The organism is Candidatus Pantoea multigeneris (assembly GCF_011752615.1).
Taxonomy (GTDB): domain Bacteria; phylum Pseudomonadota; class Gammaproteobacteria; order Enterobacterales; family Enterobacteriaceae; genus Pantoea; species Pantoea multigeneris.
The window spans coordinates 1-21,493 of sequence record NZ_VWXF01000005.1; the positions used below are offsets into that span (position 1 = coordinate 1).

The following is a 21,493-nucleotide window of genomic DNA, read 5'->3' on the forward strand; positions in this document are numbered from 1 at the left end:
CCGCCCCGACCACAATGCCGCTGAGTACACAACTGCTGCTGATGGCGGTGACGGTCATCGCCACGGCCCCGGCCGCCACAAACGGCGCGGCGGCGGTGGCGGCGGCCATCACGTAAGCGCCTGCCAGGCCGTAGGTGACGGTTTCGGCCACCACGCTGATGATGTCCGCCAGCAGGGTGGTGTGAATAATCGGGTCGCCCTTGCGGGCTGCGTATCCGTCGCTCACTGCGCTCTGTCCTTAAATTCTGGTAGGCCAATCGGCCCAAAAAATAACATCCTGGTTAAGGGGCTTACGTGCCCCCTTCAACTAACCTTGCAACGTCAGCGACGTACAAATCTCCTGCCAGCGCTGGTGATCTTCGGCGGTGAATTCACGCGCTGCCGAAAGGGTCAGCACCAGCATCTGCTTGCCATCCGTCACCGGCAGCGCCAGCTGTTTTTGCCACAGCGGCTGATTATTGTGGCTAAACGCCGTTTCCACCGCGGTGGCCGCTAAGCGCCCTTCCGGCCCGACCAACACGGTGCTGAATTCACTCTGCGCCGTGACCTGCATTTGCGGACGCAACATCTCCCACTGCTGGCGAAACGCCTGAGCCGCAGTGTCTCCGCTGGCGAGCGGCGCACGGCTGATGACAATAGTCAGACCACCTTTTGTATCACGCAGAATTTGAGTCGATGCGTCCTGCCACTCCGCAGGAAACAGTGAGAGTGAGCCTTCGTTAAAACGATAATCCATAACCGGTTCCTGTCTTGTGATCCCTGATGCGTCAACCAGACCCACCGCCTGGAGCGCGACCGGCGGAACATTCACAAAATTAAAGCATGATGTCAATCAGAGCAGCGCGCAAAAATCCGCCAGCGCATGTCTCATCTAATGGGCCGGGTAAAACATCCTGCTGCTCAGCGAAATCCAGGGCAATAATGCATCGCAAATACAGCGATACACCTGATGATTCCCACCAATATTCTGCCCAATTATTTATAAAAAAATTTCCTGCTACCCCACCGTACATTGGGCAAAGCACTGGCAGTCTCTGCACGGCTTCACTAGAATGAGCGCGTTCTCAACGGGGTGCCACAAGGCTGAGAGAAACCCGTCGAACCTGATCTGGTTAATGCCAGCGGAGGGATTTGAGAGGCTGTGAAACTCAGATCCTTTGCGCATAACATGACAAATGCCTCTGGAGCGCAAAGTGTTGAAAAAAATCTTACCTGTCCTGCTGCTGATAACAGCGCCTGCCTTCGCGGCCAAGCCGGTATTAACGGTCTACACCTACGACTCATTCTCCTCTGACTGGGGCCCCGGCCCGGCAGTGAAAAAAGCCTTTGAAGCACAATGTGGCTGTGAACTGAAATACGTTGCCCTGGAAGATGGTGTTTCGCTGCTCAATCGTCTGCGTATGGAAGGCAAAAACAGCAAGGCGGATGTGGTGGTCGGGCTGGATAACAATCTGCTTCAGGCGGCGCAGCAAACTGGTTTGTTTAAGGCAAGCGGCGTTGATACCAGCAAACTGCAACTGCCAGAAACCTGGCAGAACAACACCTTTGTCCCGTTTGATTACGGTTACTTTGCCTTTGTTTATGACAAAAATAAGCTGCCGAACCCGCCCAAAAGCCTGAAAGAACTGGTGGAAAGCCCGCAAAAATGGCGCGTGATTTATGAAGATCCCCGCACCAGTACGCCTGGGCTTGGCCTGCTGTTGTGGATGCAAAAAGTGTATGGTGACCAGGCACCTGCGGCCTGGCAGAAACTGGCTCAGAAAACCGTGACCGTAACCAAAGGCTGGAGTGAAGCCTATGGTCTGTTCCTGAAAGGAGAAGCGGATCTGGTGCTGAGTTACACCACCTCTCCGGCGTACCACATTATTGAAGAGAAAAAACAGAATTACGCCGCCGCGCCGTTCAGCGAAGGGCATTATGTGCAGGTCGAAGTGGCCGCACAGCTGAAAAACAGCCAACAGCCGCAGTTGGCACAGCAGTTTATGCAGTTCATCGTCTCCCCGGCTTTCCAGAATACCATTCCACAGGGCAACTGGATGTATCCGGTGATCAAAACCGATCTTCCGGCCGGTTTCCAGGGGCTGGTTCAGCCTGCAACCACGCTGAGCTACTCCGCCGAACAGGTGGCTGAGCATCGCGCCGGTTGGGTCAACGCCTGGCAAGCAGCCGTTAGCCGCTGATGCCACGTTGGTTACTTCCCGGCGTAAGTGCCATGCTGCTGCTAGGCAGTGTGGCACTGCTGGCCTTCGCTGCACTGTGGTTCTCCGCGCCCACGGCCAATCTTTGGGGTTTGCTGCAAGATAGCTATCTGCGTCACGTGCTGTTTTTCTCCTTTACCCAGGCACTGCTGTCCGCGCTGCTGTCGGTTATTCCGGCGCTCTTCATTGCACGGGCACTGTGGCGCAGGCGTTTTCCAGGCCGGGAGTGGCTGCTACGCCTGTGCGCCATGACGCTGGTGCTGCCGGTGCTGGTGGCGGTGTTTGGTCTGCTCACCGTCTATGGGCGCGTCGGCTGGCTGGCACAGCTTTGTCAGCATGTAGGGCTGGCGTGGAACTTCTCCCCCTATGGCTTGCAGGGCATTCTGCTGGCGCACGTATTCTTCAACTTGCCACTAGCCACCCGCCTGATGCTGCAAGCGCTGGAGCGCATTCCGGCGGAACAGCGCCAACTCGCGGCTCAGCTCAACCTGCGCGGCTGGTATGGTTTTCGCCTGCTGGAGTGGCCGTGGTTGCGTCGCCAGTTGCTGCCCGCAGGGGCGCTGATTTTTATGCTGTGCTTCGCCAGTTTTGCCACTGTGCTGGCGCTGGGGGGCGGCCCGCGAGCCACTACCATCGAACTGGCTATCTATCAGGCGCTGAGTTATGACTACGATCCGGCTCGTGCGGCACTGCTGGCGCTCCTGCAACTGCTCTGCTGCCTGAGCCTGTTGGCGGTGAGCCAGCGTTTGAGTAAGTCGTTACCCAGCGGGCATACGCAACTCCTGCAATGGCGCGATCCTCACGACTCTGGATTCGCGAAAATCACCGATAGCCTGCTGATTGGGTTTACCCTGCTGCTGTTGCTGCCGCCGCTGCTGGCGGTGGTGGTGAATGGCCTGCAAGGGGGCATTGCCCACGGGCTGGCGCAACCTGCACTGTGGCAGGCAACATTCACTTCACTGCGTATCGCACTCGGTGCAGGAATACTGTGTATTGTGCTCACCATGATGCTGTTGTGGAGCAGCCGGGAGCTTCGCCAGCGTCAGCGTTTGCTGGCGGCACAGAGTATGGAAGCCAGCGGGATGTTAATTCTGGCAATGCCGGGTATTGTGCTGGCGACCGGTTTCTTTTTACTCCTCAATAACAGCATTGGACTGCCCGAGCGCCCTGATGGACTGGTGATCTTCACTAACGCATTGATTGCCATCCCCTACGCGATGAAGGTACTGGAAATCCCGATGCGCGATCTAAGCGAGCGTTATGCACCACTGTGCGCCTCGCTTGGCCTGAGCGGCCTTAACCGACTGCGAGTGATTGAGCTGCGGGCATTAAAGCGCCCACTGGCGCTGGCACTGGCGTTTGCCTGTGTGTTGTCACTGGGGGATTTCGGCGTTATTGCCCTGTTTGGTAGCGAGAATTTCCGCACGCTACCCTTTTACCTTTATCAACAGATTGGCGCTTATCGCGGCTCGGATGCGGCAGTGACCGCGCTCCTGCTACTGCTCATCTGTCTGATTTTGTTCACCGTGATGGAAAAACTTTCAGGTCGCCATGCTGACACTCAATAATCTGACCTACCTCTATCAACATCTGCCGATGCGTTTCAACCTTGAGATCAAGGCAGGCGAACGGCTGGCGATTCTTGGGCCAAGTGGCGCAGGGAAAAGTACCCTGCTCAACCTGATTGCCGGATTCTTACCCGTGAGCCAGGGCAGCATCTGGATTAATGGTGACGATCACACTCACAGTGAACCGGCACAGCGGCCGGTCTCAATGCTGTTTCAGGAAAACAATCTGTTTCCCCACCTGACCGTACAGCAAAATATGGCTCTGGGGCTGCATCCGGGCATGAAACTGAATGCCACGCAGCGCGCGCAGGTGCTGGAGATTGCACAACAGATGGGGCTGGGGGAGATGCTGTCACGTTTGCCAGGGCAGCTCTCTGGCGGGCAACGGCAGCGCGTGGCGCTGGCGCGCTGTTTACTGCGCGAACGCCCGGTGCTGCTGCTCGATGAGCCCTTCTCTGCCCTTGACCCGGCCCTGAGAGCAGAGATGCTTCAGCGGGTTCGCAGCCTGTGTGAAGCGCGCCAGATGACGTTGCTAATGGTGTCACACAGTCTGGAAGATGCGCAGCAAATTGCACCGCGCAGCGTAGTGGTCGTAGATGGCAGAGTTTACTGGGATGGCCCTACAGCGCAGCTACTGACGGGAGAAAGCCCCGCCGCCAGTATTCTGGGTGTGCGCTAACCGAAAAACACCCGCCACAGTAGATGACGGAACAGTGGCATCATCGGGTGGAATTGCAGGGCAACAAACGCCCCACCACCGATGATAAGCCCGAGGGGTGCCAGCCAGCGTAATCGGGCCACGGTGAGTTTGGGCGACAGCCAGTCCTGGGTTTTTGCACTGCGCCACCAGCGCCAGCAGAGCCAGGCACCCAACCAGACCAGCACTGCCGTGCCTAACAGCAGCCACTTAAACCCGCCGCCCTGATCCGCCTTCGGCACATCAATGGCTACGCCAGCCAGAATACCGGGCATCAGGTAGATCGGTGGCCAGAGCAGGCAGCCGATCAAGTTCGGGGCAATAAATTTCCGCACCGGCAGTTCCAGCATTCCCGCCAGCAGGGGGATCAGTGGCCGCGTTGGCCCGACAAAGCGCCCCACCAAAATGGTAAACATGCTGTGTTCATACAGCGCATGTTCGGTTTTATCGAGCAGCTTTTGATGCTTTTTCAGGTATTTCCAGCGGTGCAACGGCCCCTGGAATTTCCAGCCAATACCGTAGGAGAGCCAGTCACCCAGCAGGCAGCCGGCAAATCCCGCCGCCCACGCCGGATAGAGGCCAATCTGGCCACTGCCCACCAGCGCGCCGAGGCTCGCCATCATCACTGTACCCGGCAGCAGTAGCCCGACCAACGCGAGAGATTCGAGAAAAGTCACCAGTGCAACGGCAAATAAAGCCCACTCCAGTGACTGTGTAAACAGATGTTGTACCCAGGCTTCCATAACCATCCTTAACGACAACCGAAGGCAGGATTGTCCAGAGCCAGGCCGACAGCGTCAAGGTGAGAATTGTAGAGAGGCATTGACATTAAGTGCCATTGGGAACTGTATAAATATACATGCTATACTCTCAGCAACTACGCAGCGGAGTTATTGTGACCACACCTCAAGCCGGATTTCTTCTCAGTCGCCACTGGCGCGATACCCCAACAGGCAGTGAAATCAGCCTGTGGCTGGCTACGGACAGTGGCCCGCAACAGGTGATTTTACCACCACAGGAAGCGGTGGCTTTTATTCCGGAAGCCTGGCGCGAACAGGTTGAAGCCTTGTTAAAGCCAGAGTCGCACTGGCGCATCACGCCGCTGACGCTGCGGGATTTTCGGCATCGTCCGGTATTTGGCCTCTACTGCCGCCAATATCGTCAGCTACAACGGCTAGAGAAGCTGCTACGCGAGCAAGGTATACCGGTTTATGAAGGTGATATTCGCCCCGCCGAGCGCTTTTTAATGGAGCGTTTTATCACCGCTGCGGTGTGGTTTGATGGCGAACCGCGCGGCGGAGTAATACGTAATGCCCGTATCAAGCCCCATCCGGATTATCGCCCGCCGCTGAAGTGGGTATCACTGGATATCGAAACCACGCAACACGGTGAACTGTACTGCATCGGCCTGGAAGGCTGTGGTCAGCGTCAGGTATACATGCTCGGCCCCGCTAACGGGGATGCCAGTAAACTGGATTTTGAACTGATCTACCTTGATAGCCGCCCACAGCTGCTGGAGGCGCTTAACGCCTGGTTTGCCCAACACGATCCCGATGTGGTTATCGGCTGGAATGTGGTGCAGTTTGATCTGCGTGTCTTGCAAAAGCATGCTGACCGTTACGGCATTCCACTGCGCCTGGGCCGCAATAATAGCGCACTGGAGTGGCGCGAACACGGCTTCAAACCCGGTGTGTTTTTTGCCCAGGCCAACGGTCGCCTGATCATTGATGGTATCGAAGGGCTTAAATCCGCCTTTTGGGATTTCCCCTCTTTCAGCCTTGAAGCCGTTGCCCAGCAGTTGCTGGGTGAAGGCAAAGCGATTGACAACCCCTGGCAGCGCATGGAAGAGATCAACTGGCGCTTCGCGAACGATAAGCCAGCCCTGGCGCGCTACAACCTGAAAGACTGCGAGCTGGTCACGCGCATTTTCCATAAAACCGATCTGATGCCTTTTTTACTGGAGCGTTCAGCGGTGAATGGCCTGGCGGTAGACCGGCATGGCGGTTCCGTCGCTGCGTTTGGTCATCTCTACATTCCTCGCATGCATCGGCTTGGGTTTGTTGCCCCCAATTTAGGCGAAGTGGCACCAGAAGCCAGCCCCGGCGGCTACGTGATGGACTCTCGCCCCGGCCTGTATGATTCCGTGCTGGTGCTGGATTTCAAAAGCCTGTACCCCTCCATCATTCGTACTTTCCTGATCGATCCGGTTGGGCTGGTGGAAGGCCTCGCCCATCCTGATGATGTGGATTCCGTACCGGGCTTTCGCGAGGCGCGCTTTTCACGCCATACCCATGCGCTACCCGCCATCGTGGAGCAAATCTGGCAAGGCCGCGAACACGCCAAACAGCAGGGCAATAAGCCGCTGTCGCAGGCGCTGAAAATCATCATGAATGCCTTTTATGGCGTGTTAGGCACGAGCGCCTGCCGCTTCTTCGATCCCCGCCTCGCCTCGTCAATCACGCTACGCGGCCATGCCATCATGCAGCAGACGCGGGCACTGATTGAAGCCGAAGGGTTTGACGTGATTTACGGCGATACGGATTCCACCTTTGTCTGGTTGAAATCCGCCCACAGTGAAACCGAAGCCGCAGAAATTGGTCAGCGGCTGGCAAGCCACGTTAATCAGTGGTGGCAGCAGCATTTGCAGCAGGAGTACGGGCTGAGCAGCGCACTGGAGCTGGAGTATGAGAATCACTTCTGCCGTTTTCTCATGCCGACCATTCGTGGTGCGGAACAGGGCAGTAAAAAACGTTATGCCGGTTTGATTCGCCAGGGTGAGCAGGCCCACATGGTGTTTAAGGGGCTGGAGTCAGTGCGTACCGACTGGACGCCACTCGCGCAACAGTTTCAGCAACAGCTCTATAGCCTGATTTTTCATCGCCAGCCCTGGCAGGAGTATATCCGCACCACCGTCAGCCAACTGTTGGCCGGAGAACTGGATGACCAGTTGGTGTATAAAAAACGCCTGCGTCGCCCACTCAAAGAGTATGAACGCAACGTACCGCCACATGTGCGCGCGGCTCGGCTAGCCGATGACTTCAATCAGAAACAGGGGCGACCGTTGCTCTACCAAAATGGCGGTTCGATCCGCTACGTCATGGCCACCGCCGGGCCGGAACCGCTGGAAGCTCGTTCAACGCCGCTTGACTATGATCACTACATTAGTCGTCAGCTACAGCCAGTTGCCGATGGCATCCTGCCTTTTGTCGGTGATGACTTTGCTACACTAATAACAGGTCAGTTAGGACTGTTTTGACTGTTGGCGAAAGCCCCGCCTTCCAGTACCATAGCGCCCTTCCTCACCTTCACTGCAAAGTTACCTGCACCAGGCCCCTTCGCCTGGCGACAAACTATTGCCTGTGAGCAGGAATACATATCAAAAACACACTAAGAGAATCGAGCTAAAAAAATATGGTGTTTACATTAGGTCAGCGCTGGATAAGTGATACGGAAAGTGAACTGGGACTGGGTACCGTGGTAGCGGTGGACGCACGTATGGTTACGTTAATGTATCCAGCAACGGGTGAGAACCGCCTTTACGCCAGCAATGACTCTCCCATCACACGTGTTATCTTCAACCCCGGTGATACCGTTACCAGCCACGAAGGCTGGCAGATGGTCGTCGATGAAGTGCGCAATGCCAATGACCTGATGACCTATATTGGTACCCGCCTCGATACCGAAGAGAGCGGCGTGATACTGCGCGAAGTGATGCTCGACAGCAAACTGGTGTTCAGTAAGCCACAGGATCGCCTGTTCGCCGGTCAGCTTGACCGCATGGACCGTTTCGCCCTGCGCTATCGCGCACGTAAATATCAGAGTGCTCAATATCGCTTAGCCGTCAGTGGCCTGCGCGGTATGCGTACCAACCTGATTCCGCACCAGCTCCACATTGCCCATGATGTAGGCCGTCGCCACGCGCCTCGCGTACTGTTGGCGGATGAAGTGGGCTTGGGTAAAACCATTGAAGCCGGGATGATCATCCAGCAACAGCTGCTGGCTGGCCGTGCTGAGCGCGTGCTGATTGTGGTGCCAGAAACCCTGCAACATCAGTGGCTGGTTGAAATGCTGCGCCGCTTCAACCTGCGTTTTGCCCTGTTTGATGACGACCGCTACGCCGAAGCCCAACACGACAGCACCAACCCGTTTGATACCGAGCAGCTGATTATCTGCTCGCTGGACTTCGTGCGTCGTAACAAGCAGCGCCTGAACCTGCTGGCTGAAGCCGAGTGGGACCTGCTGGTGGTGGATGAAGCGCACCACCTCGCCTGGTCTGAAGGCGAACCGAGCCGTGAGTACCAGGTGATTGAGCAACTGGCCGAAAGCACCCCTGGTGTACTGCTGCTGACTGCAACCCCTGAGCAGCTCGGGATGGAAAGCCACTTTGCGCGTCTGCGCCTGTTGGACCCGGATCGTTTCCACGATTTCGAAGCTTTCAATGCCGAACAGCAGCAATACCGCCCGGTTGCCGATGCGGTCTCTTCGCTGTTGGCTGACAACGCCATCTCCAATGATGAGATGAACCTGATTAACGATCTGGTCGGCGAGCAGGACATTGAACCGCTGCTACAGGTCGCTAACAGCGAGCGCGAAGGCAAGCTGGACGCACGCAAAGAGCTGATCAGCATGTTGATGGATCGCCACGGCACCAGCCGCGTGCTGTTCCGTAACACCCGTAACGGTGTGAAAGGCTTCCCGAAACGCGAACTGCACCAGATCCGCCTGCCACTGCCTGCGCAGTATCAAACGGCGATCAAAGTTTCTGGCATCATGAGTGCGCGTAAAAGCGCGGATGAACGCGCGCGTGACATGCTCTATCCAGAACAGATTTATCAGGAATTTGAAGGCGATAGCGGCACCTGGTGGAACTTCGACCCACGCGTTGAGTGGCTGATGGGCTATCTGACCACCAACCGCAAACATAAAGTGCTGGTGATTTGCGCCAAAGCCGCGACCGCACTGCAACTGGAACAGGTTCTGCGCGAGCGCGAAGGTATCCGCGCTGCGGTGTTCCATGAAGGCTTGTCGATCATCGAACGCGACCGCGCAGCGGCCTTCTTCGCCTCAGAAGAAGATGGCGCTCAGGTGCTGATCTGTTCTGAAATCGGTTCTGAAGGCCGTAACTTCCAGTTCGCGAGCCGCCTGGTGATGTTCGACCTGCCGTTTAACCCGGACCTGCTGGAGCAGCGTATTGGTCGTCTGGACCGTATCGGTCAGATGCGCGATATCGAGATCATGGTGCCGTGGCTGGAAAAAACGGCTCAAGCGGTGCTGTTGCGCTGGTATCACGAAGGTCTGGATGCGTTTGAACATACTTGCCCGACCGGTCGTACCATTTATGACAGCGTCTATGGTCAGTTGATCGAATATCTGGCGGCACCTGAAAACCCAGAAGGGTTGGATGAATTTATTACTGGCTGCCGTAAACAGCACGATGCGTTGAAATTGCAGCTGGAACAGGGCCGTGACCGCCTGCTGGAGATGCACTCCAACGGTGGCGAAGCCGCACAGCAACTGGCTGATGAAATTGCTGCTCAGGACAACGACACCGAGCTGGTTAACTTTGCCCTCAACCTGTTTGATATCGTCGGTATCAACCAGGAGGATCGCAGCGATAACCTGATTGTCCTGACGCCATCGGACCACATGCTGGTGCCGGATTTCCCAGGCCTGCCGGAAGATGGCTGCACCATTACCTTTAACCGTAATCAGGCACTGTCACGGGAAGATGCGCAGTTCATCACCTGGGAACATCCTCTGATTCGTAACGGTCTGGATCTGATCCTGTCAGGTGATACCGGTAGCTGCGCCCTGTCACTGCTGAAAAACAAAGCTTTGCCGGTCGGCACGCTGCTGGTGGAGCTGGTGTATGTGGTGGAAGCTCAGGCACCGAAGCACCTGCAACTGACCCGCTTCCTGCCGCCAACGCCAGTGCGCATCCTGCTGGACCGCAACGGCACTAACCTGGCGGGTAAAGTGGAGTTCGAAAGCTTCAACCGTCAGCTCAACGCCGTTAACCGTCATACTGGCAGCAAGCTGGTGAATGCCGTACAGCAAGAAGTTCACGCCATTCTGACCAAAGGTGAAGATGTGGTGGCACCGGAAGCGCGTGCACTGATCGAGGTTGCCCGTCAGGAAGCGGATGAGCAGTTGAGTGCTGAGCTGTCACGTCTGGAAGCATTGAAAGCGGTGAACCCGAACATCCGTGACGATGAAGTCGAAGCGCTGGAAACCAACCGTCAGGAAGTGTTGAACAGCCTGAACGATGCCAACTGGCGTCTTGATGCGTTACGCCTGATTGTGGTGACACACCAGTAAGTTTATGGGGCCGTAAGGCCCCTTGTTTTGGAACAGATGATGGAACCTTATAACCCTCCGCGCGACCCCTGGCTGCATATTCTCTACCAGGACGATTTTATTATGGTCGTCAATAAACCCAGCGGTTTGTTGTCCGTACCTGGCCGACTGGAAGAGCACAAAGACAGCGTCATGACGCGCGTTCAGCGTGATTTTCCTGAAGCGGAGTCAGTGCATCGCCTTGATATGGCCACCAGTGGTGTGATTGTGGTCGCGCTGACCAAACCCGCTGAACGCGAGCTGAAACGCCAGTTCCGCGATCGTGAGCCGTCCAAGACTTATGTGGCTCGCGTGTGGGGGCATCCGACGCCGGAAAAAGGCCTGGTGGATCTGCCGCTGATTTGCGACTGGCCGAATCGGCCGATGCAGAAAGTGTGCTATGAAACCGGTAAGTCGGCGCAAACCGAGTATGAAGTGCTCTCTTACGATGCGGATAACAGCGCGCGGGTTTCGCTAAAGCCCATCACTGGCCGTTCGCACCAGCTGCGTGTTCACATGCTGGCGCTGGGTCATCCGATTCTTGGCGATAACTTTTATGCCCATCCAGAGGCTAAAGCCATGGCTCCACGCCTGCAACTGCACGCCGAATCACTGACGATTGTGCACCCGAAATTCGGTAACAGCATGACTTTTCGTCAGCCTGCGGAGTTTTGATTCGCACTCCGCGACAGCCTGACAGCCAAACCGTTTTCTGGCCGATCGATGAAGTAAACCAGTGTTTAGTTCATCGTCTCAGCCAGAATAACCCGCCGTTACTTAAATCCTTTTTCCTTTCGAATCAGATCATAAGCTGACTGGATTGACTGCGCTTTTTGCTTGGCCATCTCCATCATTTCCGGTGGCAAACCTTTAGCCACCAGTTTATCTGGATGGTGTTCGCTCATCAGCTTACGGTAGGCGCGCTTAATCGTGGTGGCATCATCCGAGGCTTTCACACCCAATACGCTGCATGCATCCTCCAGCGTTGGGCCGCGTTGGGCCTGCTGGTAGCCGCCGCCGTAACCGCCGCGATGACCGCCGCCAAACTGCTGCCCGCCCTGCATCATGCGCAAGAACTGCTCAAACTGCATCCGGGAAATACCCAGCTCTTCAGCGATGATATACAACACCTGGCGCTCGCTGGGATGCAGCGAACCATCAGCAAATGCGGCCTGGATCTGAATTTCGAGAAACATCTGAATCAGATCATAACGACCAAAGCAGACACTGCGAAAAGACTGTAACTTGCTGCGCAGTGGAAAATCACTTTGCTTGCCTTCACGGAAAGCCTGCTGCGCTGCCACACGCGCTTCCCCGTGCAGTTGCATGCGATCCATGAGCAAAGAGGCTACCTGAATGTCCGCTTCCGTGACTCGTCCCTTCGACTTCGTGAGATGTCCCATTACCTGGAAAGTGGTACGGAAAAAGGTGGCCTGCCGCGTCTGGTTATTGGCGCGAAACGCCTTCACCTGCTCACTGCGACCCACGTCCACCAGGTGCCCAATCAGCAACCCCGCAACAATCCCCCAAAAGCCAAAACCGGAAATTAACCCCAGCAAGAGACCGATTACTTTTCCCCAGTAGCGCATAAACTCCTCAATTCGCCATGCTTGCGGCTGAAAATTGCATTATCATACCTTTCATTTACTTCAGTGCCTAACAGCAACGCGATCAGACATGGATTAACACTGGCACAACGCCGGGCAGTAAGTTAGTCTCTGAGCCGATTGTCGGCATGATGCCCGTTTTCATGGAAATCCCGAACCGCGTATGAAAAAACAGATACCTACCCTGCTGGCAACCATGATTGGTGCCGCACTATACAGCCAGTATTCGCTGGCTGACGACCTCACGTCGCAGTGTATGCTGGGCGTGCCGAGCTACAATCGTCCGTTGGTTCCCGGCACGACGAATCAGCTTCCGGTCACCATTCACTCGGATTCCGTGAAAGGTAACTATCCTGATGACGCGGTTTTCACCGGCAACGTAGATGTCCAACAGGGCAACGGGCGGCTGACTGGCGATGAAATGCAGTTGCATCAACGCCAGCAAGACGGCCAGACCACCCCGGTGCGCACCGTTGATGTGCTGGGTAATGTGCACTATGACGACAATCAGGTCATCCTGAATGGTCCTAAAGCCTGGTCTAATCTGAATACCAAAGATACCAACGTCTGGAACGGGGATTACCTGATGGTAGGCCGCCAGGGACGTGGTACCGCAGACCAGATGAAACTGCGCGGCAATAATCGCTACACCATTCTGGAAAATGGCAGCTTCACCTCTTGCCTGCCAGGTGCCAACACCTGGAGTGTAGTCGGTTCTGAAGTGATTCAGGATCGCCAGGAAGAAGTGGCGGAAATCTGGAATGCGCGCTTTAAGCTCGGCAGTGTACCAATCTTCTACAGCCCGTATCTGCAATTACCGATTGGTGACCGCCGCCGTTCCGGGTTCCTGATCCCGAACGCGAAGTATGGCAGCAGCAACGGTTTCGAATTCATGCTGCCTTACTACTGGAACATCGCGCCGCAGGCGGATGCCACCATTACGCCGCACTACATGAGTAAGCGCGGCCTGCAATTGCAGAATGAATTCCGTTATCTGTCGCAGTTCGGTGCGGGTCTGATGGAGCTGGATTTCCTGCCTCATGATTCCCAGTACAACCGTGATAAAGCGGTGCGCAGCATTGCCGATGATGATAGCTCCAACCGTTGGTTGTTCTACTGGCGTCACTCTGGTGTGTACGATCAGCACTGGCGCATGAACGTTGACTACACCAAAGTCAGCGATCCTTACTACTTTAACGATCTGACCTCGCGCTATTACAGCTCGACAGATGGCTACGCCACGCAGAAATTCAGCTTCGGGTATGCCGATACTAACTGGAACGCCACACTTTCCACCAAAGACTTCCAGGTATTCGGTAACACCAGCACCAATAACGTTTATCGCGCTATGCCGCAGTTGGACGTTAACCTGTATCAGAATGATATCGGTCCGTTTGATGGCCGGATCTATGCGCAGGCGGTGAAATTTACCAACGTAAACAACGCCTATCCGGAAGCCACGCGACTGCACATCGAGCCAACGCTCGACCTGCCGTTGTCCAATAGCTGGGCGAGCCTGGATACAGAAGCGAAGTTCCTCGCGACCCACTATCAGCAAACCGGTGTGGATTATTACAATGAAAACATTGATACCACACACACCAACCAGCTGAAAAACTCGGTCAACCGCACCATGCCTCAGTTCAAAATTGATGGCCGTATGGTGTTTGACCGCGATATGGACTGGTCAAAAGGCTACACTCAGACGCTGGAACCGCGCGTTCAGTACCTTTACATCCCGTATCGCAACCAGAGCAATATTTATCCGTACGACTCAACGTTACTGCAAACGGACTACACCGGCCTGTTCCGCGATCGTACTTATTCTGGCCTCGACCGCATTGCCTCTGCCAACGAGTTAGCCACCGGTGTCACGACGCGTATTTATGATGACAATTTGGTTGAACGTTTTAACCTTTCTGTTGGTCAAATCTACTCGTTTACCCCGTCTCGCACGGGCGCGACGCAAACAACCGATGAAGATGACACCGGCAGCTTGATCTGGGCAGGTGACAGCTACTGGAAAATCAGCAATCGCTGGGGTGTGCGCGGCGGCATTCAGTATGACACGCGCCTTGATAACGTAGCGCAGGGCAATGCGGTTATTGAGTATCGTCAGGATGCCGACCGTATGGTTCAGCTGAGCTACCGTTACAGCAGCCCGGAATACGTTGCCAGCGCGCTGAATGACTCTTCTCTGCTGAATAACCCGATCTACAAAAACGGGATTTCGCAGGTAGGGGCCACCGCCAGTTGGCCAATTGCTGATTCGTGGTCTGTGGTAGGCGCAACCTACTATGACACACGTAACAGCCGTCCGGCAGAACAGCTACTCGGCCTGCAATACAGCTCTTGCTGCTATGCAATCCGCGTTGGCTACGAGCGCAAAATCAACGGTTGGGAAAATAACGACAGTAAGTATGACAACCAAATCTCATTCAACATTGAGCTACGTGGTCTGAGTTCTGGCTATGGCCTGGGCACCGATCAGATGCTGCGTGAGGGCATTATCCCTTACCAGCGCGCTTTCTGATGTTGTGATGTTTGACAGGCAATCCCGCAGTGCGGAAACAACAATGGATAAAGTATGAAGAACTGGAGAATGCTGATTCTTGGTGTGGCGATGGCTGCCAACACTGCGTTCGCAGCACCACAAATGGTGGACAAAGTTGCCGCTGTGGTAAACAACGGTGTGGTTCTGGAAAGTGACGTCGACAGCATGATGCGTACGGTGAAATCCCAGGCGACTCAGGCTGGTCAGCAACTGCCAGACGACAACACCTTGCGCCATCAGATCCTGGAGCAGCAGATCATGGACAGCATCATCCTGCAAATGGGTGATAAAGCCGGCCTGCAAATTACCGATCAGCAGTTAGATCAGGCAATTGGTAACATCGCTGCACAGAACAAAATGACAGTGGATCAGCTGCGTAGCCGCATTGCCTATGACGGCATTGACTACAACACCTACCGTGCTCAGATCCGCAAAGAGATGACCATTGCTGAAGTGCGTAACGGTGAAGTTCGCCGCCGCATCACTATTCTGCCGCAGGAAGTGGATACGCTGGCACAGCAGATGAGCGCGCAAAACGCACCAGGCACTGAAGTGAATGTCAGCCACATCCTGCTGCCACTGTCAGAGAACCCAACCCAACAGCAGGTTGACGATCAGGAAAAACTGGCACGCCAGCTGATCGCTCAGCTGAAAGGCGGTGCTGATTTCGGCAAACTGGCCGTGACCTACTCAGCAGACTCACAGGCGCTGAAAGGCGGCAACATGGGCTGGAGCAAAATTGAAGAGCTGCCAACCCTGTTCACCCAGGCACTGGCTAGCGCGCAGAAAGGCGACATTGTTGGCCCAATCCGTTCGGGTGTTGGCTTCCACATCCTGAAAGTGAACGATGTGCGTAAAGAGACGCCTAACGTCTCCGTTACGGAAGTCCACGCACGCCACATTCTACTGAAGCCGTCACCGATTCTGAGTGATGACCAGGCGCGTGCTAAAATCGAACAGATTGCTGCTGATATCCGCAGTGGGAAAACCACTTTCGCTGCTGCTGCGAAACAGTTCTCTGACGATCCAGGCTCTGCCAACCAGGGCGGCGATTTAGGCTGGGCTTCCCCAGACATCTACGATCCTGCGTTCCGCGATGCGCTGCTGAAGCTACAAAAAGGCCAGGTAAGCCAGCCTGTTCACTCCTCTTTCGGCTGGCACCTGATTCAGCTGCTGGATACCCGTAAAGTGGACAGAACCGGTTCGGCAGAAAAAGACCGTGCTTATCGCCTGCTGTTCAACCGTAAGTTTGCTGAAGAAGCGCAAACCTGGATGCAAGAGCAGCGTGCCCAAGCCTATGTGAAGATTCTGGATAACAATGGCCAGTAATTATCGTGTAGTGATCACTCCCGGCGAACCCGCCGGGATTGGTCCCGATCTCACCGTTCAACTGGCCCAGCAAGACTGGCCGGTTGAACTGGTGGTGTGCGCCTCAGGCGCACTACTACAAAGCCGGGCCGAGCTACTGGGCTTACCGCTCAGCCTGCGTGATTATGATGCCAGCGCTGAGCCTGTCGCTCAGCGCGCGGGCAGCCTGACGCTACTCAACATCGATACTGCGCAACCGGTACAGCCGGGTAAGCTGAATGTTGAGAACGGGCATTACGTACTGGATACGCTGGCTCGTGCCTGTGACGGTTGCATTAGCGGCGAGTTTTCCGCCCTGATCACCGGCCCTGTACAAAAGAGCGTGATCAATGACGCGGGTATCCCTTTTACCGGTCATACTGAATTCTTCGCCGATCGCGCCGGTGGCCATCGCGTCGTGATGATGCTGGCAACCGAGGAGCTACGCGTAGCGTTAGCGACCACGCATCTGCCGCTCAAAGACGTCTCTGATGCCATTACCCGTGAGAGCTTGCATGAAGTGATCACGATCCTGCATCAGGATCTTCAGCAGAAATTTGCCATTGCAGAACCGCAAATTTACGTCTGCGGCCTTAACCCACACGCGGGTGAAGGCGGCCATATGGGACGTGAAGAGATCGATACCATTAGCCCCGCGCTAGAAGAACTGCGCGCCCAGGGCATCAAACTGACCGGACCTCTGCCTGCTGATACCCTGTTCCAGCCCAAATATCTGCAACATGCCGATGCTGTGCTGGCGATGTATCACGATCAGGGGCTTCCAGTGCTAAAATACCAGGGCTTTGGTCGCGCGGTGAATATCACCCTCGGCCTCCCCTTTATCCGCACCTCCGTTGACCACGGCACCGCCCTTGAACTGGCGGGTCTGGGCAAAGCAGAACCGGGTAGCTTTATAACGGCGCTTAATCTCGCCATCACCATGATCAAGAGCAGTAATGAATAATCGCGTCCATCAGGGGCACTTTGCCCGTAAACGTTTCGGGCAGAACTTCCTGAACGATCAGTACATCATCGACAGCATCGTAGCTGCCATCCATCCGCAGCGCGGCGAAGCCGTGGTAGAAATCGGCCCTGGGCTGGCAGCCTTGACTGAGCCCGTTGGCGAGCGCATGGACGAGCTGACCGTCATCGAACTGGACCGTGACCTTGCTGCTCGTCTGCAAACACACCCGTTCCTCGGTCCTAAGCTGACGATTTTCCAGCAGGATGCCATGACCTTTGATTTCGCCGCATTAGCCGCGGAACGTGGTCAGCCACTGCGTGTGTTTGGCAACCTGCCATACAACATCTCGACGCCGCTGATGTTCCACCTTTTCAGCTATACTGGTTCGATTAAAGACATGCACTTCATGCTGCAAAAAGAAGTGGTTAATCGACTGGTTGCGGGGCCAAACAGCAAAGCCTATGGCCGTCTCACCGTAATGGCGCAGTATTACTGCCAGGTGATCCCGGTACTGGAAGTGCCACCTTCTGCGTTTACTCCACCACCAAAAGTGGATTCCGCGGTAGTGCGCCTGGTGCCTTACACCGAGCTGCCACACCCAGTGAAAGATGTGCGCCTGTTGAGCCGCATCACGATGGAAGCCTTCGGTCAGCGCCGTAAAACGCTGCGCAACAGCCTGAGCCACATGGTGGCGGCCGGTGCTTTTGAAGAGCTGGGCATTGATGCCTCACTGCGTGCAGAGAACGTTTCCGTAGCCCAATTCTGCCAGTTGGCAAACTGGCTGGCCGACCATCAGGAAAGCCTGAAGGAGAGTTAATCTCATGAGTGATTCGCCTCGCGTTGTGATCCAGGTGCAGACGCTGTATGTAGAAACCCAATCCTCACCCGATGAGGAGCGTTTTGTTTTTGCGTATACCATCACCGTGCGCAATCTGGGGCGAAATCCCGTGCAGTTGTTACGCCGCCACTGGCTTATCACCAACGGCAACGGGCGTGAAACTGAGGTAAAAGGCGAAGGCGTGGTGGGCGAGCAGCCCACTATTTCTCCCGCCAGCGAATATCAGTATACCAGCGGTGCGGTACTGGAAACGCCGATGGGAACCATGCAAGGCCACTATGTCATGGTAGATGAAAACGGTGAGGAGTTTGCCGTGGACATCCCGGTTTTCCGTCTGGCCATTCATACCCACATCCACTGATCGCATCCTGCTGCCCGGCCTCTCCGGGCTTTGTTTTTTTCTATTCCGGACGAAACGTTTATGAGTACATACCTGATTGGCGATGTTCACGGCTGCTACGATGAATTACGTGCACTGCTGAAACAGGTCGATTTCCAGCCCGAGCAAGATACTCTGTGGCTGACGGGTGATTTAGTTGCACGCGGCCCCGGCTCACTGGAAGTGCTGCGTTACGTGAAATCCCTTGGCGAGAGCGTGCGCATCGTGCTGGGTAATCACGATCTCCATCTGCTCGCAGTCTATGCCGGAATTAGCCGCAACAAACCGAAAGATCGTTTGACGCCACTGCTGGAAGCACCGGATGCCGATGACCTGATTAACTGGCTGCGTCGCCAGCCGTTATTGCAGATAGACGAAGAAAAACAGTTGGTCATGGCGCATGCAGGCATCACTCCCCAGTGGGATCTTGAAACCGCGAAGGTCTGTGCAGCTGAGCTGGAAGCGATCCTCTCTAGCGATAGCTACCCGCTGTTCCTCGACTCCATGTACGGTGACATGCCAAATAACTGGACGCCGGAGCTGAGCGGTTTGTCTCGTTTACGGTTCAGTGCCAATGCGCTGACGCGGATGCGTTTCTGTTTCCCGAACGGGCAACTGGATATGATTTGCAAAGAAGAACCTGCGTCTGCGCCACCGCCGTTAAAACCCTGGTTTAACGTGGCAAACAAAATTCCTGAAGGGTACAGCGTGGTGTTTGGTCACTGGGCTTCGCTGGAGGGCAAAGGCACGCCCGAGCACGTTTACGGCCTCGATACCGGCTGTTGTTGGGGTGGCGTGTTGACCTTGCTGCACTGGGAGAGCCAGACCTACTATGTTCAGCCTTCCAATCGCAAACAGGCGTTAGCGACCGAAGCGGTCACACAATCTTCAACGGACTGATAAAACAACGCCCGGTGTTTAATGACCGGGCGTTTTCACTTCTGACACCACTTAACGACGTTCCAGAATCTCGAAGCAGTAGCTGTGGGAGTTCTTCGCGTCTGCATCGTGGAATTCACTGAACACCGACTGCCAGTGGCCGGGATCGTAATCCGGGAAATGTGTATCCCCTTCGACTTCCGCATCAATGTGGGTCAGGTAGAGCCGATCTGCATGTTTCAGCATCTGTTCGTAGATGCGTCCACCGCCAATCACCATCACCTCTTCTACTTCGCCTGCTACGCTCAGGGCATCTGCAATTGAAGTGACCCAGGTAACACCTTCATGGATGCCAGGCTGGCTACTGATAACGATATTCAGTCGCCCAGGTAACGGACGCCCAATGGATTCAAACGTCAGCCGTCCCATAATCACTGGCTTATTGAGTGTATTGCGCTTAAACCACGCCAGATCTGCAGGCAGATCCCAGGGCATGGCATTTTCCATGCCGATAACGCGATCTGCTGCCAGTGCCGCGATCAGACTAATCATGATTAAGACTCACAGGTAAAAAATTGGCGACATCATACGTAAAGCACAAAGTTTCGTCGATAGGAGGGAACGTCTAATTGCGTAAAGCCGTTTTGCCACCGCATTTTGTTGCTAAGTCAGCGTAAAACTCCGCCACAACACAGGAGAGTGATGGATATCGCCAGAGATGTGTAGAGAAGCAGTGGATTAGAGGGTAAAAAAACGGCTCCCGCAGGAGCCGTTGCTATTATCAGAAATCGTAACGCAGACGCAGCAGGTTCACGTCACCCAGCGATTTGTCGGTGCTGGAGGTGAAGACATGCTCGTAGTAGAAGCTGAAGCCGTAGCCAAAGCCAAGCTTCACACCCAGACCGTTATCGATACGCTGATAGTTGCGGCCATTTACGTACTCCAGACGGTCACCCATCGCGTATGGCTGGATGTAAGTCAGCACTGGGTTTGCCAGTGGGAACTTATAGGCTGCGTAGTATTCAACGCCCCATGCATCGTCTGCGAAGTAGTTATGTACCTGGCTGGTTTTGGTCAGCAGGAAGTTCTGGTAGTAACCTACACCGCCAGACAGCGTCCAGTTGCCTGGGGTCCAGCTCAGAGCAGTACCATAGATGTTCTGGTTGTAGGTTTTGTTATCGCTGTTGTCGCGGTTGCGTACATCAGCACGCGTGTAGTTCCACGCAGTACCCCAGGTCAGGTCTTTGGTGATGTGGTAGTCCACACCCAGAGAACCACCGCCATCACGCTTGTAGCGGATGCCTTTGCCTGGCAGGTAGTTAGTATCTTCAAACAGGTAAGCGGCATAAACATCCGCAGCACCGTAGGTGTTCTTGTACTTCAGCATTTTACGTGAACGGTAAGAACCGTCGTAATCGCCGTTAATACCGTTGCCTGGTGCCTGCGCCAGCATGTCGTAGTTCCACTGGTCAGTTTTCACACCTACCACATCGTAGAACACGCTGTTCTGCTGACCGAAGGTCAGAGTACCCCAGGTTTTGCTGGTGAAGCCGGTGTACAGCTGGCGACGCGTGGTGTTGTGAGCGCCATCAGCATAGTGACCATCCCAACCAAACCATGCCGGGAAGTTAACGCCCAGCTCGTAGTAACCTACCCAGCTGACGTCATCGAACAGGTAGTAGTTCGCGGTGAAACGGAAACGTGAACCGCCATCATAGCCGTCACGCTTGTAAGATTTGTCGCCCACACCGGTCATGCTCTGGACCTGAGGACGGATGCTACCACCTACTTTAAAATCGAGGCGGCTCAGCGGATCACCCGCTTTCGGATCTTGCTTCAATAAAGTAATTTCGGCCTGGCTGGCTAATGGAAGACCTGCCATCAGTGCAGCAACTGCACACAGGGAGAAAGCACGCATTTTCATTTTTTAATAGTTTTCCATAGTTATCGCTGCAGTAATGAGCGAAAAACATCTTACTTATGAATTAAATTTTCAGGAAGTGTCATTTTTATAATTTTGTGCGATTAATTATGCACAAATTGAACCTTCCTTCGAAGCTAAAAACATAAGTAAAATCATTGCGTTTAGTCATAGTTTAATCATTCTGTGTCATTTCCAAATATGT

The 21,493-nt window shown here is 54.9% G+C and carries 18 protein-coding genes and 1 riboswitch; of the genes, 12 read left to right on the forward strand and 6 right to left on the reverse strand.

Features of this window, described 5'->3' with window-relative positions; all coding sequences use genetic code 11:
• Together F3J40_RS12745 and F3J40_RS12750 are read right to left on the reverse strand one after the other, a co-directional pair.
• Window positions 1–226 (reverse strand): hypothetical protein (locus F3J40_RS12745; RefSeq protein ID WP_167015181.1); only part of this gene is annotated, 226 nt, incomplete at its 3' end.
• Window positions 227–307: 81 nt separating this feature from the next.
• Complete coding sequence (locus tag F3J40_RS12750; RefSeq protein ID WP_017345580.1) at window positions 308–736, reverse strand: DcrB-related protein; 429 nt, start codon at window positions 734–736, stop codon at window positions 308–310.
• A 322-nt stretch (window positions 737–1,058) separates the two neighbouring features.
• Window positions 1,059–1,148, forward strand: a riboswitch (TPP riboswitch).
• Between the two features lie 45 nt (window positions 1,149–1,193).
• Between F3J40_RS12750 and thiB the strand changes: the two genes are divergently transcribed.
• Genes thiB through thiQ form a run of 3 tightly spaced genes read left to right on the forward strand, consistent with a single transcriptional unit; the run spans window position 1,194 to window position 4,445 of the window.
• Window positions 1,194–2,180 (forward strand): thiamine ABC transporter substrate binding subunit, encoded by a 987-nt coding sequence (gene thiB / locus F3J40_RS12755; RefSeq protein ID WP_167015183.1) that lies wholly within the window; start codon window positions 1,194–1,196, stop codon window positions 2,178–2,180.
• Window positions 2,180–3,766 (forward strand): thiamine/thiamine pyrophosphate ABC transporter permease ThiP, encoded by a 1,587-nt coding sequence (gene thiP / locus F3J40_RS12760; protein WP_167015185.1) that lies wholly within the window; start codon window positions 2,180–2,182, stop codon window positions 3,764–3,766. The genes thiB and thiP overlap by 1 nt, the downstream gene beginning before the upstream one ends.
• Complete coding sequence (gene thiQ, locus F3J40_RS12765) at window positions 3,750–4,445, forward strand: thiamine ABC transporter ATP-binding protein ThiQ (RefSeq protein WP_167015187.1); 696 nt, start codon at window positions 3,750–3,752, stop codon at window positions 4,443–4,445. Before thiP ends, thiQ begins: the two co-directional genes overlap by 17 nt.
• On the opposite strand, the gene F3J40_RS12770 is transcribed toward thiQ, so the two are convergent.
• Entirely contained in the window at window positions 4,442–5,206 is a 765-nt protein-coding gene (locus F3J40_RS12770) for a DedA family protein (RefSeq protein ID WP_017345584.1), read from the reverse strand. The genes thiQ and F3J40_RS12770 overlap by 4 nt on opposite strands.
• Window positions 5,207–5,322: 116 nt before the next feature.
• On the opposite strand from F3J40_RS12770, the gene polB reads away from it, so the two are divergent.
• From polB to rluA, 3 genes are all read left to right on the forward strand, one after another.
• Complete coding sequence (polB, locus tag F3J40_RS12775) at window positions 5,323–7,719, forward strand: DNA polymerase II (protein WP_205297358.1); 2,397 nt, start codon at window positions 5,323–5,325, stop codon at window positions 7,717–7,719.
• 155 nt (window positions 7,720–7,874) lie between these two features.
• Complete coding sequence (gene rapA / locus F3J40_RS12780) at window positions 7,875–10,781, forward strand: RNA polymerase-associated protein RapA (protein ID WP_167015191.1); 2,907 nt, start codon at window positions 7,875–7,877, stop codon at window positions 10,779–10,781.
• Between the two features lie 39 nt (window positions 10,782–10,820).
• Complete coding sequence (gene rluA, locus F3J40_RS12785; RefSeq protein ID WP_167015665.1) at window positions 10,821–11,474, forward strand: bifunctional tRNA pseudouridine(32) synthase/23S rRNA pseudouridine(746) synthase RluA; 654 nt, start codon at window positions 10,821–10,823, stop codon at window positions 11,472–11,474.
• Window positions 11,475–11,572: 98 nt separating this feature from the next.
• Here the strand turns inward: rluA and djlA are convergent, their stop codons facing one another.
• The gene (gene djlA, locus F3J40_RS12790; RefSeq protein ID WP_167015193.1) at window positions 11,573–12,388 is read right to left on the reverse strand and encodes a co-chaperone DjlA; all 816 of its coding nucleotides are present in this window, start codon (window positions 12,386–12,388) and stop codon (window positions 11,573–11,575) included.
• A gap of 181 nt (window positions 12,389–12,569) precedes the next feature.
• Here djlA and lptD point away from each other — a divergent pair, with 181 nt between their 5' ends.
• Genes lptD through apaH form a run of 6 tightly spaced genes read left to right on the forward strand, consistent with a single transcriptional unit; the run spans window position 12,570 to window position 19,388 of the window.
• A complete protein-coding gene (lptD, locus tag F3J40_RS12795) occupies window positions 12,570–14,939 on the forward strand; it encodes an LPS assembly protein LptD (protein WP_167015195.1) in 2,370 nt (789 codons plus the stop codon).
• A gap of 54 nt (window positions 14,940–14,993) precedes the next feature.
• Complete coding sequence (gene surA, locus F3J40_RS12800) at window positions 14,994–16,289, forward strand: peptidylprolyl isomerase SurA (protein ID WP_167015197.1); 1,296 nt, start codon at window positions 14,994–14,996, stop codon at window positions 16,287–16,289.
• Window positions 16,279–17,271, forward strand: coding sequence for a 4-hydroxythreonine-4-phosphate dehydrogenase PdxA (gene pdxA, locus F3J40_RS12805; protein WP_167015199.1), 993 nt, complete (start codon window positions 16,279–16,281; stop codon window positions 17,269–17,271). Before surA ends, pdxA begins: the two co-directional genes overlap by 11 nt.
• Entirely contained in the window at window positions 17,264–18,088 is an 825-nt protein-coding gene (gene rsmA, locus F3J40_RS12810; RefSeq protein ID WP_017345592.1) for a 16S rRNA (adenine(1518)-N(6)/adenine(1519)-N(6))-dimethyltransferase RsmA, read from the forward strand. The genes pdxA and rsmA overlap by 8 nt, the downstream gene beginning before the upstream one ends.
• Window positions 18,089–18,092: 4 nt before the next feature.
• Window positions 18,093–18,470: a Co2+/Mg2+ efflux facilitator ApaG/CorD gene (gene apaG, locus F3J40_RS12815; protein ID WP_017345593.1), complete on the forward strand. Its 378-nt coding sequence runs from the start codon at window positions 18,093–18,095 to the stop codon at window positions 18,468–18,470.
• A 60-nt stretch (window positions 18,471–18,530) separates the two neighbouring features.
• Window positions 18,531–19,388 (forward strand): bis(5'-nucleosyl)-tetraphosphatase (symmetrical) ApaH, encoded by an 858-nt coding sequence (gene apaH, locus F3J40_RS12820; protein ID WP_167015201.1) that lies wholly within the window; start codon window positions 18,531–18,533, stop codon window positions 19,386–19,388.
• A gap of 51 nt (window positions 19,389–19,439) precedes the next feature.
• Here apaH and folA read toward each other — a convergent pair whose 3' ends face one another.
• A complete protein-coding gene (gene folA / locus F3J40_RS12825) occupies window positions 19,440–19,919 on the reverse strand; it encodes a type 3 dihydrofolate reductase (protein WP_017345595.1) in 480 nt (159 codons plus the stop codon).
• Between the two features lie 229 nt (window positions 19,920–20,148).
• Entirely contained in the window at window positions 20,149–21,291 is a 1,143-nt protein-coding gene (locus tag F3J40_RS12830) for a porin (protein ID WP_167015203.1), read from the reverse strand.
• Window positions 21,292–21,493 lie beyond the last annotated feature (202 nt).